The organism is Pseudomonadota bacterium (assembly GCA_022572885.1).
Taxonomy (GTDB): domain Bacteria; phylum Pseudomonadota; class Gammaproteobacteria; order Steroidobacterales; family MnTg04; genus MnTg04.
The window spans coordinates 12,128-31,100 of record JACZVC010000010.1 but is presented as its reverse complement, the minus strand read 5'-3'; the positions used below and the strand labels follow the sequence as shown (position 1 = coordinate 31,100).

The 18,973-nt window shown below is 59.1% G+C and carries 13 protein-coding genes; 6 read left to right on the top strand and 7 right to left on the bottom strand.

What is annotated here, in order from left to right:
• The first annotated feature begins 29 nt into the window (after window positions 1-29).
• Window positions 30-248, top strand: coding sequence for a translation initiation factor IF-1 (gene infA, locus IIA05_05355; GenBank protein MCH9026531.1), 219 nt, complete (start codon window positions 30-32; stop codon window positions 246-248).
• A gap of 43 nt (window positions 249-291) precedes the next feature.
• On the opposite strand, the gene clpA is transcribed toward infA, so the two are convergent.
• The 3 genes from clpA to IIA05_05340 all read right to left on the bottom strand — a co-directional run bounded on the left by clpA (window position 292) and on the right by IIA05_05340 (window position 5,194).
• Complete coding sequence (clpA, locus tag IIA05_05350) at window positions 292-2,550, bottom strand: ATP-dependent Clp protease ATP-binding subunit ClpA (protein ID MCH9026530.1); 2,259 nt, start codon at window positions 2,548-2,550, stop codon at window positions 292-294.
• Between the two features lie 2 nt (window positions 2,551-2,552).
• Window positions 2,553-2,870 (bottom strand): ATP-dependent Clp protease adapter ClpS, encoded by a 318-nt coding sequence (gene clpS / locus IIA05_05345; GenBank protein ID MCH9026529.1) that lies wholly within the window; start codon window positions 2,868-2,870, stop codon window positions 2,553-2,555.
• A 98-nt stretch (window positions 2,871-2,968) separates the two neighbouring features.
• Complete coding sequence (locus IIA05_05340; GenBank protein ID MCH9026528.1) at window positions 2,969-5,194, bottom strand: adenylate/guanylate cyclase domain-containing protein; 2,226 nt, start codon at window positions 5,192-5,194, stop codon at window positions 2,969-2,971.
• Window positions 5,195-5,390: 196 nt separating this feature from the next.
• Between IIA05_05340 and gspC the strand changes: the two genes are divergently transcribed.
• From gspC to gspF, 4 genes are read left to right on the top strand one after another with little or no spacing between them, the layout of a single operon-like run.
• On the top strand, window positions 5,391-6,347 hold the full coding sequence (gspC, locus tag IIA05_05335) for a type II secretion system protein GspC (GenBank protein MCH9026527.1): 957 nt from the start codon (window positions 5,391-5,393) through the stop codon (window positions 6,345-6,347).
• Between the two features lie 30 nt (window positions 6,348-6,377).
• Window positions 6,378-8,393, top strand: coding sequence for a type II secretion system secretin GspD (gene gspD, locus IIA05_05330; GenBank protein MCH9026526.1), 2,016 nt, complete (start codon window positions 6,378-6,380; stop codon window positions 8,391-8,393).
• The gene (gspE, locus tag IIA05_05325; GenBank protein ID MCH9026525.1) at window positions 8,380-9,897 is read left to right on the top strand and encodes a type II secretion system ATPase GspE; all 1,518 of its coding nucleotides are present in this window, start codon (window positions 8,380-8,382) and stop codon (window positions 9,895-9,897) included. Before gspD ends, gspE begins: the two co-directional genes overlap by 14 nt.
• A 16-nt stretch (window positions 9,898-9,913) precedes the next feature.
• A complete protein-coding gene (gene gspF, locus IIA05_05320; protein ID MCH9026524.1) occupies window positions 9,914-11,125 on the top strand; it encodes a type II secretion system inner membrane protein GspF in 1,212 nt (403 codons plus the stop codon).
• On the opposite strand, the gene IIA05_05315 is transcribed toward gspF, so the two are convergent.
• From IIA05_05315 to lexA, 4 genes are all read right to left on the bottom strand, one after another.
• Entirely contained in the window at window positions 11,119-14,193 is a 3,075-nt protein-coding gene (locus tag IIA05_05315) for an error-prone DNA polymerase (protein MCH9026523.1), read from the bottom strand. The two genes, gspF and IIA05_05315, sit on opposite strands and share 7 nt — an antisense overlap.
• Window positions 14,190-15,731 carry a DNA polymerase Y family protein gene (locus IIA05_05310; protein ID MCH9026522.1) on the bottom strand — a complete coding sequence of 514 codons (1,542 nt, stop codon included), beginning with the start codon at window positions 15,729-15,731 and terminating at the stop codon, window positions 14,190-14,192. Before IIA05_05310 ends, IIA05_05315 begins: the two co-directional genes overlap by 4 nt.
• 63 nt (window positions 15,732-15,794) lie before the next feature.
• The gene (imuA, locus tag IIA05_05305; GenBank protein ID MCH9026521.1) at window positions 15,795-16,481 is read right to left on the bottom strand and encodes a translesion DNA synthesis-associated protein ImuA; all 687 of its coding nucleotides are present in this window, start codon (window positions 16,479-16,481) and stop codon (window positions 15,795-15,797) included.
• Window positions 16,478-17,104, bottom strand: a complete 627-nt coding sequence (gene lexA / locus IIA05_05300) for a repressor LexA (protein MCH9026520.1) — start codon at window positions 17,102-17,104, stop codon at window positions 16,478-16,480. Before lexA ends, imuA begins: the two co-directional genes overlap by 4 nt.
• A gap of 153 nt (window positions 17,105-17,257) precedes the next feature.
• On the opposite strand from lexA, the gene IIA05_05295 reads away from it, so the two are divergent.
• Window positions 17,258-18,868: an NAD(P)/FAD-dependent oxidoreductase gene (locus tag IIA05_05295; GenBank protein ID MCH9026519.1), complete on the top strand. Its 1,611-nt coding sequence runs from the start codon at window positions 17,258-17,260 to the stop codon at window positions 18,866-18,868.
• Window positions 18,869-18,973: the final 105 nt, after the last annotated feature.

The window sequence follows — 18,973 nt, the reverse complement described above, 5'->3', positions numbered from 1 at the left end:
CGCGGGCCTGAACTAAACATTGAACCTACATGCCAAAAGAAGAAGCCATACAAATGGAAGGCAAGGTCACCGAGACCTTACCCAACACCATGTTCCGGGTCGAACTGGAAAATGGCCACGTAGTTACAGCCCATATCAGCGGGAAAATGCGCAAGCATTATATTCGCATCCTGACCGGTGATAACGTTACCGTGGAACTAACGCCTTACGATCTTTCCAAGGGAAGAATAATCTACCGCAGCCGCTAGCCCCGATGACACCCGGGTCGGTTAACATCGAGACCCGTCCCGCTTATTCAACCTTGTCGAGTTCCAGGACCTTCGTGATCTTGAGGGCCAGCTGGTCATTCGCATCGGTGGTTACCTGTACATGGCCACCGGCAGACAAATCACCAAACAACAGTTCTTCGGCGAGTGGGCGCTTTATTTTCTCCTGGATCAGGCGCGCCATGGGTCGCGCGCCCATTTTTTCGTCATAACCATGCCGGGCAACCCAGGCCCTGGCTCCCGGATCGACATCCAGGCTGACGTTTTTCTGCTCAAGTTGTGCTTCCAGCTCGAGCAGCAGTTTGTCCGCCACCAGTTGGATGGTTGCCGAATCCAGTGCCTTGAACTGGATAATGCCGTCCAGCCGGTTGCGGAACTCGGGCGAAAAGATTTTCTGGATAGCCTTCATGCCATCGCTGGAATGATCCTGTTCGGTAAAACCTATGGAGGCACGGCTCATTTCTCCGCTGCCGGCGTTCGTTGTCATGATCAGGATCGCATTCTTGAAATCCGTGCGCCTGCCGTTATTGTCGGTCAGCGTGCCATGATCCATCACCTGCAACAAAATATTGAACACATCAGGGTGTGCCTTTTCAATTTCATCGAGCAGCAAAACACAATGCGGGGTTTTGGTTACTTGCTCGGTCAGCAGGCCGCCCTCGTCGTAGCCAACGTACCCCGGCGGCGCGCCAATGAGGCGGGAAACCGTGTGTCGTTCCATGTACTCAGACATATCGAAACGCAGCAATTCGATCCCGAGCGCCAGGGCCAGCTGCCGCGAAACCTCCGTTTTGCCAACGCCTGTGGGACCTGAAAAAAGAAAACTGCCTACCGGCCGGGTTTCATCAGCGAGGCCTGATCTGGCCATCTTTATCGCGGAGGCCAGCAAACCGATCGCCGCATCCTGCCCGAAAATCACCAGCTTCATATCCCTTTCCAGGTTTTTGAGCAAGTTACGATCCGAAGCGGATACGCTGCGCGGCGGTATCCGCGCCATGCGCGCGACAATATCCTCGATCAATTCGACAGAAACCTTATCCGGCCTTTGCTCTTCTTCGAGTAACCGAATATTGGCGCCCGCTTCATCGATGACATCGATTGCCTTGTCGGGCAGGCGGCGATCGTTGATATGGCGTGCCGATAGCTCGGCGGCCGCTTGCAAGGCTGAATCCGGGTATTTTACGCCATGATGTTCCTCAAACCGCGACTTGAGTCCTTTCAGGATCGCAACTGTTTCAGCCACTGAAGGTTCAGGAATGTCGACTTTTTGAAAGCGCCTTGCCAATGCATGGTCCTTTTCAAAAATTCCCCGAAACTCTTCATAGGTTGTCGAACCGATACACCGCAGACGACCGTTGGCCAGCACCGGTTTGATCAGATTCGACGCATCCATGACGCTTCCCGATGTCGAGCCGGCGCCGATTATCGTGTGAATCTCATCAATAAAAAGCACCGACGAAGGATCCTTTTCCAGATCGGCAAACACGCCCTTGAGCCGTTTCTCAAAATCTCCGCGGTATTTGGTGCCCGCCACCAAGGCGCCCATGTCCAGCGAATATATGGTCGTGTTTCTCAGCAGATCGGGAACCTTTTTCTCGACGATGAGTTTCGCCAGACCTTCGGCCATCGCCGTTTTGCCCACACCGGCATCGCCTACAAACAGCGGATTGTTTTTCCGCCGACGGCAAAGAATTTGTATCGTGCGCTGAATTTCATCCGTGCGTCCGATCAATGGATCGATGCGACCGGCCTCTGCCATCTCGTTCAGGTTGCTGGCATACAATCCAAGCGGACTGGCAGCCATATCGGCATCTTCCTGGCCGCTGCCAACACTGTCGGTTGAGTCATCTCCAATCGGCGCCAGGCCGTGAGACAGGTAATTAACGACATCCAGGCGTTCGATACTCTGCTGATTGAGCAGATAAAGCGCTTGCGATTGCTTTTCGGAGAAAATCGCAACCAGGACGTTTTGCGTGGTGACTTCTTTCTTGCCGGAGGACTGCACGTGGAACAGCGCTCTTTGCAACACCCTCTGGAAACCCAGGGTCGGTTGCACTTCCCTTTCTGAGCCGTCCTCGATCAACGGCGTCGTCTCACCGACGAAGGATTGCAAGTCTTTCTTCAGCCCGCTGATATCGGCGCCACAGGATATCAGCAGCTCCCGGACCCTTAACTCATCTAGCAAGACCAGCAGCAGATGCTCAACGGTCATGAATTCGTGACGCATGTTGCGCGCGCCGCGAAACGCGTCGTTCAGACAAAGTTCGAGTTCCCTGCTAAGCATGGTCAGCTTTCTTCCATGGTGCACAACAAAGGATGCTGCTGTTGTCTCGAATAGGCATTGACCTGGGCAACCTTGGTTTCCGCGATTTCAAAGGTAAAAGCTCCACAGGCGCCCTGCCCGTCGGTATGGACTTCAAGCATGACGCGCGTGGCCTTGACCCGGTCCATCGAGAAAAACCGTTCCAGCACGCCGACGACAAAATCCATCGGCGTGTAGTCGTCATTGAGCAACAATACCCTGTACATCGGCGGCCGCTTGAGTTTTGGTCGCGCTTCTTTGACCGCCAGGCCTTGCTCGTGGTTTTCCTCAAAATCAGTCATGTTGTCGTTTTGCGCTCCGAATCTCTCGATTTTACCTCTTCCGCGTCCGCTTTTGGACAACAATTTTTGACTCCCGCCGGCACCGCCTCGCAGAGCCGTTATTTGTGCAGAATAACCGAAATACCGTCCCAGTCGTCTGCGGGCGGATGGCCCCTGAAGTAGGTTACCCGGTCAAGATAAAGGCTAAAAAGCTTGCGTTCGGGAAATGACTGGGCCAGGCCGAAAAATTCCTTTTCGGCGGAATCCCAATCACGCTCGCGGTAATACTGCAGGGCCATGGCATGCTTTTTCAGCATTTGCCTGATTTCCTGCCCCATTTCGTTGCGTGGCCCGACCGGACTGAAGATCGCGAGAGCATTGCCCCTGCCCTTGACCTGAACCCTGTCCAGCTCGAGAAAGGCGAAATCCGGCACCGCCTTGCAGGTGGCCTCGCCCACCGCGATGGTTACCCCATAGGTCTTGGTCAGGTTTTCCAGCCTTGCGCCGAGGTTCACGGAATCACCCATCACGGTGTATGCCATCCGGAAACTTGAACCCATGTTGCCGACCCGCATTTCGCCGGTATTCAGACCGATACCAACCTTGATTTCCGGCCAGCCTCTGCGGTCAAACCCCATTTGCAGCTGGCTGAGCGCTCCTTGCATTTCGATCGCTGATAACAAAGCGTTTCTTGCATGTTGCCGGTCCCGGACCGGAGCCCCCCAGAAGGCCATGATCGCGTCACCCATGTACTTGTCGATCGTGCCACGATGTCGTTGGATCACCCGCGTCATCGGTGTCAGAAAAGCGTTAAGAAGCTCGCTGACTTCCGGCGGGCTAAGCTGTTCGGCGATCCCGGTAAAATTCCGGATATCGGCGAACATCACGGTCATCTCCCTGCTCTCGCTTGCCATTGAAAAATCACCAGGGTTGTTACCCATTTCGGCAACCAGCTCCGGCGGCACATATTGGCCGAACAAACCCGACAGTTCTCGCCTGCCCCTTGCCTCCACGAAATAGCCGTAAATCATGTGCAGGAAGTACAACAGGAACGTGAAACTCAGCAAGGATGCCAGCGGCAGCACGAAATTGCCCTTGCCCCAGACCACCAGGTTCAATACGGTAATCAGCAGCATTATCAATATCGTCATCAGCGTCGCTGTCGTGACGGGGACCCTGGGCAACACGGCGGTCATCAGAATAGCGAGCAAAAACAGAATCGTAATCTCGATGCCCTGGACGTAGCGCGGATGATGCTTGATCGTCTCGTCCAGGATTCCGGAAACAATGTTGGCGTGAATTTCGACACCGGTAAATCGATTGCCCAGCGGCGTATTTCGCAAGTCATGGAGACCGGCAGCGCTCGTCCCCACGAGGACTATCGCCCCTTTCAACGGATATTTCGCTGCCCGGCCATGCAATACGTCTGCCGCGGAGACATAGGGGAAGCTGCCCAACTGCCCCCGGTACGGAACCAGAACCGATACGTCTCCGCCAACCGGGATTTTCTTGTCGCCGAGCGTCAGCCATTCGAGGTCCAGGCCGTCGCGTGGCCCGTCCGCGCCATGCTGAAATACAAAACCCAGTTTTGGCCGGCCCAGTGCCTGGTGAGCCACTGCGAAAGCAAGGGATGGATAGAGATTGCCATTGTATTTTTGCAGCAGGGGAACCCGTCGATATTTCCCATCTTTGTCAACCAGCGCGTTTTCGAAAAACCCACCGGCCGCGCTGGTTTGCAGCAGCGCGAGATTGCCGGTATATGCGATCGCCTCGGCGAAGGGGATATTGGTGTCGTTCTGATCCGACGGTATCAACGGCTGCGGCAACATGCCCGAGGAAACACCTGCGCCCGCGTCACCTGGGTGGCGAAATACGTAACCCAGTACCGTCGCCCGATTGGCAAGCGCTTTGGCAAAAAGGCTATCCGTATCCAGTACCGGCCGCAAATTATCAAGCGCCTGGCGAAACTGGGGGACATTTCGCAGTTCGTTCTGTGCCAATCGTTCCAATACCGGTAGGCCGCTACGATTGTCTGGCTCGGCGAATACAATATCGAAACCAAGAACATTGATCTGATAGTCGTCGAACAACCGGTTCACCAACCGGGCAACCCGGTCTCTCGGCCACGGCCATTGCCCTTCTTCCAGGAGGCTTTTTTCATCCAGATCCACAATGACGATTCGGTCATCGATGGTGTTTGGCACGGTAAAAACCAGCCTGGCGTCGTAAGTCAGTTGCTCCAGGCGCTCCAGCCATCCCATGTGGATATCGCCCCGGTTGTGGAGCAAAAAGGGGAGAAACAGCATTGAGCTGATCAAAACGCGTATTAGCAGCCGTTTATACATCAGTCCCCGGTCGCGTCATTTCTCTCGAGATAGCATAATTATCCTGCTTGTGGACATGCAGCCGCATGACCACGATTCTTGCAAAACAGGCCTTTTTGGACTTTCCAATAGAACAGCCCATACTTATGATGAACGCTTATGGCGCGGTTACTCTGTGGCCTGGGTCACGATACCAATAATTAGACTTGCGAATTATATGAATCAACTGGCAAGCAAAACCGGTGTAATGGGCAGCAGTGAAGCCGCCCGCGTACTATCCCGGCTTAGCGGCAAACTGCCGCAATGGACTTCTTTTTTGTTGGTTATCGTGGTGGCCTGGCAACTCGCCATCTTGGTACTGCAGCTGATCACCGATCCCTCGCAACCGTTGCAACCGATTGCCTCACCTGAGGCCGGCACCGCCGAGGCTGCCCACGAAACAGATATTTCCATAATCACGGACGCGGGCCTGTTTGGTACTTTTCAGGGCACAGTGACGGATGACGTACCTGAAACCCCTGACCCAGGCCTGGTTTCCGATGTTCCTGAGACCACGCTCGACCTGACTCTCAAAGGAACAATTTGGGACAGCGATCGCGACCGTGCCGTGGCAATCATCGAGTACCGAAACGAAGAAAAGGTATATTCGATCGGCGACCCGGTCGTCGCAGGCACTACGCTTTACCTGGTCGAGCCTCATCGGGTCATTTTACAACGCACCGGCGGCCGCCTGGAGGAGCTCAGGCTATCCGAACCGAGCCAGATATCGGCGAACGAACGATCCCGCAACCGGCCGACCAGCCGGCGCAACCTGAGAAATATGAGTAGAAATACGGTGCTCCGAAGCGCCGTCGATAGCGGCGCCCTGAGCGAGATAATCCGCCCGCAACCGCACTTCGCCGATGGCCGGCTCAAAGGATATCGAATTTACCCGGGCAGGCAGCGACGCGCCTTTGCGGAACTGGGTTTCCGCCCGGGGGATCTGGCCACCAGTATCAACGGCGTACCGTTGACGGACCCGGATCAAAGTACGAATCTGCTGGCCGGAATAGACCAGGGCAGCCAGGTGACAGTAACGGTTGAGCGCAACGGCATCCCCGAAGTCATTACGATCGATCTCGACCAGATAAGCTCTGCCATAAGAAAATTACCGCCTGGCTCGCAGCGTCGATGAGCTGCGGGCGGATAAAAATGGATAATAGTGATGAAAAAAAACTGTACCAAAGCCGGTAACCTGCGCAGACAGGTATTGACTACATTGGTGCTCGGCCTGCTTGCCAGCCCATTAGCGATCGGGCAGCAAGCATCGATAACACCCAATTTCCGGGACGTCGATATCCGCCAGATCATCGAGGCAGTCGCCGAGGTCACCGGCAAGAATTTCATTGTCGATCCGCGCGTCAACCAGCAAAACGTCACCATGATTTCGCAGACCCCGATGAGTTCGGACGCCTTTTACAATGCGTTCCAGTCATTGCTGCAGGTTTACGGATACATTGCGGTGCAATCCGGCAATTTCATCAAGATCCTGCCCGATGCCAATGCGCGACAGGTTCCCGGCGCACCCTCGGGCACCGATGGGCCCGATGAAATCGTGACCCGGGTTATCCGGATTGAGAATGTCGTTGCGGCTCAACTGGTGCCGATTTTACGGCCCCTGATTCCGCAGTACGGCCACCTCGCGGCCTATCCGCAATCCAATATGCTGATCATTTCCGACCGCGCTGCGAATGTCCGGCGTATTGCCCGGATCATCGCCCGCATCGACCAGGAAGGCCAGGACGAAATCGAGATTATTCCCCTGCAACATGCATCGGCAATCGAGATCGTGACCATCATCAATTCCATCCGCCAGCCGGCAGGGCGCGATGCCGGCCGGGCGCGGTCGAATATTGCCGCCGACCAGCGTACCAACAGCGTGCTGATCGGCGGCGACAGCAAGAACCGGCTGAAGATGCGCACCCTGATTGTCTCCCTGGATACGCCGCTGGCGGAAGGCGGCAACACGCGGGTTCGTTACCTGTTCAACGCCGATGCCGAGGAACTCGCGGGAAAATTGCAGGCGCAGATCCAGGCGACCCAGGCGCAAGGTGCAGCTGGTGCGCCGCAGAGCGGTTCCGGCAACACCCCGGTAATCATCTGGGCAGACCTGATGACCAACGCGCTGGTCATTACCGCGCCGGCAAAGGAAATGCGCAACCTGATGGCGATCATCGATAAACTGGACATCCGCAGGGCGCAGGTCCGGATCGATGCGATCATCGTTGAAGTGTCAATGAGCAAGGTCAATGAATTAGGGGTGTCCTGGCTAGTCTCGCCTGGTGACACCGGTGACTTAGCGGCGTTGTCAAAGTTTTCCGATAGTTTTAATCTCTCGGGCGCGGTCGACGCGCTGGATGGTGGTGAAGGTACCGTTGGTGATTTCGTCGGCGATGGACTAACCGGCATAGTCGGACGATTCAGAGAGAACAAGACCAGTTGGGCCGCCGTGCTAACAGCGCTCGCCGGTGATGCATCGACCAACATATTGTCGCAACCGACGATCACGACGGTGGACAACATGGAGGCCGAGATCAAGGTTGCCCAGGAAGTGCCTTTTATCACGGGCCAGTTCGTCGGTACCGGTGCAGCCGCGGGTTCCGTCAACCCCTTCCAGACAATCCAGCGCCAGGAAGTCGGCATCATACTGCGCATCACACCACAGATAAACGAGGGCAGCGCAATACTGCTGAAAGTCGAGCAGGAACAATCCAGTATTTCTAGCGGGGCCGAAGGCGCCGTTGACCTGGTGACCAATAAACGCACCATCAGTACCAATGTCATTGTCGAAGACGGCGGAATAATCGTGCTTGGCGGCCTGATCGAAGAATTATTGATCGAAACCGAACAACGCGTTCCCATACTCGGTAGAATTCCAATACTGGGCGCCTTGTTCCGGTCGAGGAAAACCGAGCTGGTAAAAACCAATCTGATGGTTTTCATCCGGCCGACAATCCTGCGCGATGGCACCCAGGCGGTTCTGCAGTCCAACGCCAGGTACAACTATATTCGCGATTTGCAGCTCGACAGCGGGCTCCGTCAGGGCCAGGTACAAATGATGCCTGGCGAGCAAAGACCTACCCTGCCCGCGATCGACGGCAGCGGCCGCATCATTGGCGGAACGGCCAGTGACGCCCCCCGGCCGGCCGCCGCAGATGAGGAAGGCGATGGCGGATCCTGAGAGCAGGCCGGTAGAAAACCCAATCGCCGACAGCGGCCAACCCAGGCTGTCTTTTTCGTTCGCCAAACGCCATGGCGTGCTGATTCGGGGAATCCAGGACGGCCGGCTGGACACCGTCTGCCGGCAGGATGTAACGCCGCTGACGCTGGCTGAACTGGGCAGGCATTTCCAGGTTCCCCTGAATCTGACGCGCGTCGACAGCGATAATTTCGATAGCCTGCTGCAACAGACTTACGAAGCGGGGAGTAACTCGGCCATGCAAATGGTTGGCGAGTTCGATGAAGACATGGATCTGAGCACGGTTGCGGAGCAGCTGCCTGAGCCGTCCGATCTGCTGGAGAGCGAGGACGACGCGCCGATCATCCGGCTGATCAACGCCCTGCTGACCGAAGCGATCAAGGCCAATGCCTCTGACATACACATTGAGCCCTATGAAAACCGGCTGGTGGTTCGCTTGCGCGTCGACGGGGTATTGCGCGAAGTCCTGCGATCGCGCCGCGCGGTCGCACCGTTGGTGGTTTCCCGGATCAAGGTGATGTCGCGACTGGATATCGCTGAAAAGCGTTTGCCACAAGACGGCCGCATCTCGCTGCGTATTGCCGGCCGCGCCGTTGACGTTCGGGTCTCGACCATGCCATCGGGGCACGGCGAACGGGTGGTGCTGCGCTTGCTGGACAAGCAGGCGGGACGACTCGATCTCGGCAGCCTGGGCATGGACAGCGCAACCCGGAAAACCGTGGACCAGCTCATTCATCGGCCACACGGTATTTTGCTGGTCACCGGACCCACCGGCTCGGGCAAGACCACGACCTTGTACGCCGCGTTGGCGCGCATCAACGACAACACGCGGAACATTATGACGATTGAGGATCCGATCGAGTATTACATCGATGGCATCGGTCAAAGCCAGGTCAACAACAAAGTAAAAATGACCTTTGCCAGGGGTTTGCGCGCGATTTTACGCCAGGATCCGGATGTGGTCATGGTCGGCGAGATACGCGATCTGGAAACCGCCGAGATAGCGGTACAAGCCAGCCTGACCGGTCATCTCGTCTTGTCGACATTGCATACCAATACCGCAGTCGGCGCCGTTACCCGTTTGCGGGACATGGGCATCGAGCCGTTCCTGCTCGCCTCGAGCCTGATCGGCGCAGTCGCCCAGCGCCTGGTACGCCTGCTCTGCACCGCGTGCCGCGAGCCCTATGCAGCCGATGCCAGTGAAAAAAAGCTGCTCCAGGCTCCCCCGCGGGAAAAACTGACCCTCTACCGGGCTGCCGCCTGCGCGCAATGCAACCAGACCGGTTACAGCGGCCGCACCGGCATCTATGAGCTGGTGGTTATCGACGACACGATGAAATCGATGATTCATGAAAGGGCCAGCGAACACCTGCTGGAAGAACACGCCAGATCGCAAAGTGCCAGTATCCGCGCCGACGGGCGCAGCAAAGTCCTCGCCGGTATTACCACACTCGAAGAAGTGTTGCGCGTTACCCGTGAAGACTAGGAATTCCTGATACGCGATGGGCGCCTTTGACTACAAAGCGGTCGATGCCACCGGCAAGCAGGCGCAAGGAGTGCTGGAAGGGGACAATGCGCGGCAGGTCCGGCAACTGTTGCGCGAAAGACACTTGCTCCCGCTGGAAGTTACCGAGGTTGTCGAGAAGGAAAAGAAGCGCCGCAAACTGAGTTTTCGCAAGGGCATCAGCGCCGGCGACCTCGCCCTGTTTACCCGGCAACTGGCGACCCTGGTGCGGGCGGGACTGCCACTGGAAGAAGCCCTGCGCGCCGTCTCTCAGCAGACCGAAAAATCCAGGGTCAGCAGCATCCTGATGGGCGTGCGCTCACGCTTGATGGAAGGACACCCGCTGGCGGTTGGCATGGCTGATTTCCCACAGGCGTTTCCCGAGATGTACCGGGCGACGGTCGCTGCCGGTGAACAGTCCGGACATCTGGATATGGTGCTGGAAAGGCTGGCGGATTATACCGAAAGCCGGCAGATACTCCGTCAGAAATTGAGTTCTGCAGCGATTTATCCAATCGTGCTATCGGTCATGGCGATTATGATCGTGACCGGCATGCTGGTTTTCGTGGTGCCGAAAATCGTCGGTATTTTCGAAGACAGCAACCAGAAACTGCCATTCCTGACGACCGCCCTGATCACTGTCAGTCACCTGATTCGGGACTACGGGCTGCTGGGCCTGGCCGCTATCGCCGGCGGCGTGTTCGCGTTCAAACGCTGGCTACGCCAGAAAAGCGCCCGGCGCCGGGTCCATGGTTTTCTGTTGCGCCTGCCGCTGGTGGCGCGATTGGTTCGCGGTTTCAATAACGCGCGCTTTACGCGCACGCTGAGTATCCTCTCGGGCAGCGGCGTACCGGTATTGGAATCGATGCGCATCGCCGGCTCAGTGATCGCCAATTTACCGATGTGGGAAGCGGTCGAGGAAGCAACGATGAGGGTTCGCGAAGGCGCGAGTATCAGTCAATCGCTGGCGGCACGCGGGTTGTTCCCGCCGATGACCGTACACCTGATCGCCAGCGGCGAAGCCAGCGGGAAACTGGACGAAATGCTCGAACGCGCGGCCGAAAACCAGGAGCGGGAACTCGACGCATTGATCGGGGCGATGCTGAGCATCCTGGAGCCTGCGCTGATTATCGTGATGGCCATATTCGTTTTTATCATTGTGATCGCCATCCTGTTACCGATTTTCGAACTGCAACAGATTATTCAGTGAAAATCGCGTGAACGGGTGAGCAGACTGCCCAGCAGTTCACTGTGATCCTCCAGGCGGGTGGCGATCAGGTGCAAGACCTCGCCCTCACGCTGCACCCTGCCCCGCACACCCAGCAACCGCGCCTCCAGCACTTCCCGGCGTTGCCGCTCGACCAGCTTCGGCCAGATGATGACATTGCTGCAATCGCTTTCGTCCTCCAGCGTCACGAACACAACACCGCTGGCGCTGCCCGGTCGCTGGCGGGTGATCACCAGGCCGGCGACCGCGGCCGGTGCGCCATCGGGCAGTTTTTTAAATTCGGCACAGCTTAACCACCCGGCTTCCTGCAATTGGCGTCGCAGCAAGGCGATCGGGTGCGCCCTGAGACTCAGGCCCAGGGTACGATAATCGGCAACCACCGCCTCCTCGGCCGTCGGCGATGGCAGCAATGGCAAACCTTCCGCAATACGCGGTTTGGGAAACAATGGAGAAGGCGGCTCCAGGCCCGCCACATCCCAGCGAGCGCGATGGCGGTGGCCGCTGACAGAATACAGGGCATCGGCCGCAGCCAGCGCCGCCAGGTCGCGCCGGCTCAGCTGGCTACGTTCCGCCAGGTCCTGCACACAGACAAAAGCCCGCTCCCGCCGTTCCGCCATCAAGCGTTCACCCGCGTCGGCTGACAATCCCCTGACCAGGCGCAGACCCAGGCGCAGGGCGGGCCTACCGCCCCGGCCGCGCTCCAGTACGCAATCCCAATCGCTGGAACGAATATCGACCGCCCTCACTTCGACACCATGCCGGCGCGCCATCTGCACCAGTTGTGCCGGTGCATAAAAACCCATCGGCTGACTGTTGAGCAGCGCGCAGGTAAACGCGGCAGGCTCATGGTATTTCAGCCAGGCGGAGACATAGACCAACAGCGCAAAACTGGCGGCATGCGATTCGGGGAACCCGTATTCGCCAAACCCCAGTATCTGCTGAAAAATCTGCCGGGCGAATTCAGTGGTATAGCCCCGGTCCTGCATCCCCCGGACCAGGCGCTCCTCGAATGGCCCCAGACCGCCCTTGCGCTTCCAGGCCGCCATGGCGCGGCGCAGACGATCGGCCTCGCCCGGGGTAAAGCCGGCCGCGACAACCGCCAGTTGCATGACCTGCTCCTGGAAAATGGGTACGCCCAGCGTGCGCTCCAGCACCTTGCGAACCGCCGGGCTGGGATAATTCACCGCTTCTTCGCCCCGCCGCCGGCGCAGATAGGGATGCACCATGCCGCCTTGTATCGGCCCGGGGCGAATCAGCGCAATCTCGATCACCAGGTCGTAATAATTCCTTGGCTTGAGGCGCGGCAGCATTGCCATTTGCGCCCGCGATTCGATCTGAAACACACCGACGGTATCGGCACGGCAAATCATGTCGTAAACCCGCGGGTCTTCGGCCGGTACCGTCGCCAGCATCAGGCGGCGACCGCCAAATTTCTCGATCAGGTCAAAACAGCGCCTGATGGCGGAAAGCATGCCCAGGCCGAGTACATCCACCTTGAGCAGTCCCAGCTCATCGAGATCATCCTTGTCCCACTGGATCACCGTGCGCTCGGGCATGGCTGCATTTTCGACCGGCACCAGTTCCGCCAGCGGACCCTGCGAGATCACGAAACCACCCACATGCTGCGAAAGGTGCCGTGGAAAACCAATCAACTCGCGCACCAGCGTCAGCAAACGATGCACGGCAGGGTTAGCCGGGTCGAACCCGGCCTCCACGACCCGTTCATCCTGGACCTCCCGGCGATCCCGCCACTGCATGGTCCGTGCCAGACGGTCAACCTGCAACTGATTCAGTCCCAGGGCCTTGCCGACATCGCGCATTGCGCTGCGTGGCCGGTAACTGATGACGGTGGCCGTCAGCGCCGCCCGCTCGCGGGTGTATTGCCGGTAAATGTACTGGATGACTTCCTCGCGCCGCTGGTGCTCAAAATCCACATCAATATCCGGTGGTTCGTCGCGCTCGCGCGAAATAAAACGCTCGAACAGCATCGACATGCGCGCCGGATCGACTTCGGTGATGCCCAGGCAAAAACACACGGCGGAATTGGCGGCCGAACCTCGTCCCTGGCAGAGAATGCCGCGGCGCCGGGCAAAACTGACGATGTCGTGAACGGTCAGAAAATACGGTTCGTAGGCCAGCTCGCTGATCAATTTCAACTCGCACTCGACCTGCTCCCCGACCGCTTTCGGCACACCGTCAGGCCAGCGCCAGGCCATCCCGGCTTCGGTCAGCTGGCGCAGATAGCTGGCGGGTGTTTCACCCACCGGCACCAGTTCCCGCGGGTACTCGTAGCGCAACTCATCCAGCGAAAAATGACAAAGCCCGGCGATCAGCCGGCTTTGCTCCAGCAGGTCTCGCGGATAGAGACGCAGCAGGCTTTCCCGGGAGCGCAGATGACGTTCGCCATTGCTGTACAACGCATCCCCGGCCGCGGCAACCGTGGTCCCCAGCCGGATTGCCGTCAGTGTGTCCTGCAGCGCGCGTCTGCCGCGCCGGTGCATGTGCACATCGCCACAGGCCACCAGCGGCAGCCCGAGTTTTTCGCCAAGTGCGCTCGCTGCGGCCAGTTGCCGGCGGTCCCGGCCATGCGCCAGCAATTCGACCCCCAGCCAGACCCTCCCGGGGAACCGGCGCGACAGCCAGGCGCCATGGTTCTCAGCGGACCGGGTTTTGGGAAACCAGATCAACAGGCAATCGCGCAATCCGGTCAGCGCTGGCCGTTGCAGCTCATAGCTGCCTTTTTTCGCCGCCCGGCGACCCTGGCTGATCAGCCGGCACAAACTGCCATAGCCGGTGCGGGTGCAGGCCAGGACGACCAGGTGCAATCCGTCGTCGAGGTGAAATTCACTGCCGATGATCAGCTTCAGCCGATGCTCCCTGGCTGCCGCATGGGCGCGGACGACGCCGGCCACCGAGCATTCGTCAGTGATCGCCAGCGCGCTGTAACCCAGCTCTTTTGCCCGCCGGACCAGTTCCCCGGGATGGGATGCTCCGCGCAGAAAAGTGTAATTACTCAGGCAGTGTAATTCCGCATAGTCCGGGAGTTTCATGCAAACAAGCCATGCAGATACCAGCGGCGGGCGCCCCGGCGCTCACGGTATATCCACAACCATTGCTGATACGCATTACGCGCCAGGTAATAATCGCGGCTGATATCGGCGCCATCCCACCAGCCGCTTTCGATGCGCTCCGGCCCGGCCTCGATGCGCAACCGGCCCTCCTGCCACGGCCATCCTTGTTGCTGGCGAAGGGGTGTCGGCGATTCCAGCAACCACAGTGGCCGGCTGAGTTGCACAGGGTGGCCGCTCACGTGGCTGGTGACCGGTTCCACCCGCCGCCAGGCCCGGTCGGGGCGGTAGTCTGCTTGCAGGCCAACCCCGTAAACGGCGCGCCGGCCCAGCCGTGCCCGCAGACATTCCACCAGGCGTCCTGCCGACAGCCCGTTGCCGCCCATGCGCTGGCGGCTGGCCAGTAAATCGCCGCTGACAGCCGCCAGCGGCTGCAACCGACCCGCCCGCAGAGTCAGGGCCACGACCGGTTCGGGCAATTCGATACGCTCCAGATGGCCGCCGAGCAAAGCCTGAAAATGCGCCGCCTGGCAAGCGGGCGATAGCAGGCGCAGGACGATCGGGCTTGCCCGCGCCCGCAGGTGACAAAGTTTGAGCTCCACCAGTTGCACACCGGACTGGCGGACGACCAGGTACCGCTGCAATTGCTCAAACAGCGGCCGTATGGCACGCATCAACCGCTCGCGGTCCAGGCACTCCGTATGCAGATCGACGGACAAGCTGAAGCGGCTTGCCGATACCCACGCGGTACGGGCTTCCGGTATCCGGCCCACTGCCCGGTCCAGTTCAGCCAGGCGTTCAGCGCCCAGGCGCCGTGCAAAACCTTCACGCGGCAGGCGCAAACAGTCACCGAGCTGGCGCAGCCCCATTTCATCCAGGGCCTTTACCACCCGCTGCGGCCAGTTCAGTCGCTGCAATGACAAACGACTCAATACACCGGTCAGCATATGGGTCTTTTCAACCTGGCTCCCCGGCGCACCCCTGGCCAGCCACAAGGCAGCCTGCGCCGTCGGCGCAACCGCCATTTCAACCCGATGGCCACGACTGGCCAGGCCTTGTTCCAGCAATTGCCAGAGCCTGCCCAAGCCGCCAAACAGCCGCAAACTGCCATGAATCTCAAGCAACAGCCCATCCGGCGGTTCCAGGCTGACCAGCGAGGTGTACTGGCCGGCCCAGTCTGCCAGACGCTGCAAAAGCTGTTGCTCCCGCCATGGACTGCGCTCCGGCAAATGCAGATCCGGCGCCAGCACGAAGGCAGCGCCGGGGGTCAGGCCCGGACGCAGACCCAGTCGCCTGGCAGCGGGATTGCAAAACTGCACGCACCGGCCGCCGGCACTGCTTGCCACCACCGCCAGCGCCTGGCCAGCGGTGGCTGAAAATACCTCAACGGGCAGTTGCGGCAGCCGCAGAGCCAGCCACAACCGGGGGCGTCGCGCATGCTGTGACAGCAGCACGGTGGCATCCGGGGGCTGGTAAAGCTCCCGCTCCGGCAGGATTAGCGATTGCTGGCGAACGGCCATGGAGTTTATTTAAATTATTTATTAACTTTAATATATAACTATTTGTTTTATTTATATTTATTTTTATAAAGCGGTCTGGCAATGTCCACCGTGGCCGCTTGTGCCCGGTCTCAGCGCCGCCCAAGGAATACGGCAGCGACCCGGCCGGCCACCCCGGTTTTTGAGCATCTCAATCTCCAGACCTTCGGCAACCGCCGTCAGCCGCAGTCTCAGCGCAGCCGGCGATGCCTGTTCCAGGCAATGAGCCGGCCGGTACAACACTGCCCAGGCACGGGTAGATTCAGCGGCCAGCTGCAAGCGCCTGAGACTCCGCTCGTTGGTTTTATCCACCCAGCCCAGCACCGCCTGGCAACTGCCGGAACGCAGCGCCTGCTCCATCCCCCACAGTACATCGGTGGGATCGGCGGCCTGCGCCATCAACAGGCGAGACAGACGTACGCCACCGGCAGCCAGGGCAGGCGGATACAGCGAATGGGGCGGCGAAATCCAGGCGATCCAGCCCATGTCGTCAATGCTGCCATCGCTCAGGGCGGCCAGTGCCGGGATAACCAGGCTGACCTCGCCGCTACCTGGCACCTGCGTGCAGATCTCGGTCAGTGCGCCGACCGGCCAGCCCCCGCCCCCACCCCTGCCCAATAAACAATCATCCAGCTCGGTAAAACCGGTAGCGAGCACGGCAAGCGCGGTTTTGGCTTCAGCCCCGCGCCAGACCCCCGGCAGAGCCGCCAATGCCTCCAGACCCATGCTCATCCGTGCAGTTTCCCGTTCACATCCCGGCGCAGCACGCCGACCACAACACCTTCAATCACCATGGCTTGTTCGCTCAGGTCGATTTCAATGGGTTCAAAGTCTTCATTCTCCGGCAACAACCAGACCTGTTTGCCCACCTGGCGGTAACGTTTCACCGTGACTTCATCATCCAGCCTCACCACGACGATCTGCCGATTGCGAATATCCGGTGTGCGATGTACCGCGACCAGGTCGCCATCCAGGATGCCGGCGTCTTTCATACTCATGCCTTTGACCTGCAGCAGATAGTGTGGCCGCGGACTGAATAAAGCGGGATCGATCTGGTAGCGGGTCTCGATATGCTCCTCAGCCAGGATGGGCCTGCCCGCCGCCACCCGGCCAACCAGGGGTATACCCATCTGTACACGCAGGGAATCGCGCAGGCGGATGCCCCGCGAAGTACCCCGGCAAAGATCGATCACCCCTTTGCGCTCCAGAGCCCGCAAATGGTCTTCCGCCGCATTGGCCGAGCGAAAGCCCAGTGCCTTGGCGATTTCCGCGCGGGTCGGCGGCATGCCGCGTTCTTCGATAAAGCTTCTTAACAATTCGAGAACCTGTTGCTGTCTTGGGGTCAGTTCTTTCATGGCGCACCTGTGCAAATAAACAGTTACTGTGATTATATACAGACAGGGTCATTACGCAAGCCCTTTGCCGGCGAGGCGGCCGCCTTGCCCCGGCCGGCCCCTTTGCTCACAATGCGCCGACCCGCCCACCACTCCACAGACCAGGGAAGACCCATGCCTGACCGGAAGTTCGATGCTTTGATTATCGGCGGTGGCCACAACGGCCTGGTCTGCGCGAGCTATCTGGCCGCCGGCGGACTCAAGGTCAGAATTTTCGAACGCCGGCCTATCGTCGGCGGCGCAGCGGTTACCGAGGAGTTTGCTCCAGGATTCAGGAATTCGACCGCCGCCTACACGGTCAGCCTGCTGCACCCGGTGATCATCCGCGATCTGCGCCTGCACGAAAACGGTTTGCAAATCGTCAGCCGCCCAATGGACAATTTCCTGCCCTTGCCCGATGGCAACAGCCTGAGCGTGGGCGGCCCCGGAGGTACGGCTGCCGAGGTGGCAAAATTCAGCAAACGGGATGCAAAAACCCTGCCTGCGTTTTACCGCATGCTCGAAGCCGTCGCCGGCCTGGTTCGAGACTCGCTGCTGGAAACTCCGCCAAACCAGGGTGGCGGTATCGACAGCCTGATGAGCGTCATCAGGATGGGGAACCGCTGGCGCAAACTCAGCCGGGAACAACAAAGAGACTTCCACGAACTGATGACCCGCAGCGCCGGTTACATGCTCGATGGCTGGTTTGAGTCAGACCCGATCAAGGCCGTGCTGGGTTTTGACGCCGTGGTCGGCAATTTTGGCAGCCCCTACTCCCCGGGATCCGGTTATGTCCTGTTGCATCATGTGATCGGCGAGGTCAACGGCAAGAAAGGCACCTGGGGACACGCCATCGGCGGCATGGGCACGATTACCCAGGCGATGGCGCGGGAAGCGGAATCGCGTGGCGTGGACATCCGGACCGATGCACCGGTGCGCAGTGTGCTGACCGACAATGGACGCGCCATCGGCGTGGAACTCGAATCCGGCGAGCAACATTTCGCCGCTATCGTCGCCGCCAACCTGAACCCCAAACTGCTATACGAAAAACTGGTGGCTGCCGACGCCGTGCCGATCGAGTTCAGCCGGCGCATGAAACGATATCGGTGTGCCTCCGGATCGTTCCGGATGAACGTCGCGCTGTCGGCGTTGCCTGATTTCAGCTGTCTGCCAGGGACCAAGCCCGCGCTTCATCATCAGGCGGGCATCATCATGGCGCCGAGCCTGCCCTATATGGACAAGGCCTATGCCGATGCAATGGAACTCGGCTTTTCACGCCAACCGATCGTGGAAATGCTGATTCCGAGCACCGTCGACGATACGCTGGCCCCGCCAGGGGCGCATGTCGCCAGTTTGTTCTGTCAGCATGCCAATCCGGAGTTGCCCGACGGGCGTTCATGGGCCGATGAAGAGGATGTCTTTGCCCGCCATATCATCGACTTTGTCGATTCTTACGCGCCCAATTTCAAGAACAGCGTGATCGCTTACGAGGCTTTGTCACCGCTGACGCTGGAACAACGTTTTGCATTGCCCGGGGGAGACATATTTCACGGAGCGCTGGGGCTGGACCAGATATTCAGCGCCAGGCCGATGGTCGGTTATGCGGATTACCGGACTCCCCTCAAGGGTTTGTATTTATGCGGCGCCGGGGCGCATCCTGGCGGCGGTGTCAGTGGTGTCCCGGGGCACAATGCCGCCCGCGAGATTCTGCGAGACCGCAAGTTCAGGCCCTGGAAAAGAAACTGATGTCGCGACTTGCCGACATCTTGCCCCGGTGTTTTTTATCGCCAACCTGGCGAATCAGCACCTGCGGATGCTTGATTCCCGGCAGGGCTTTAGAGTACGGTCATA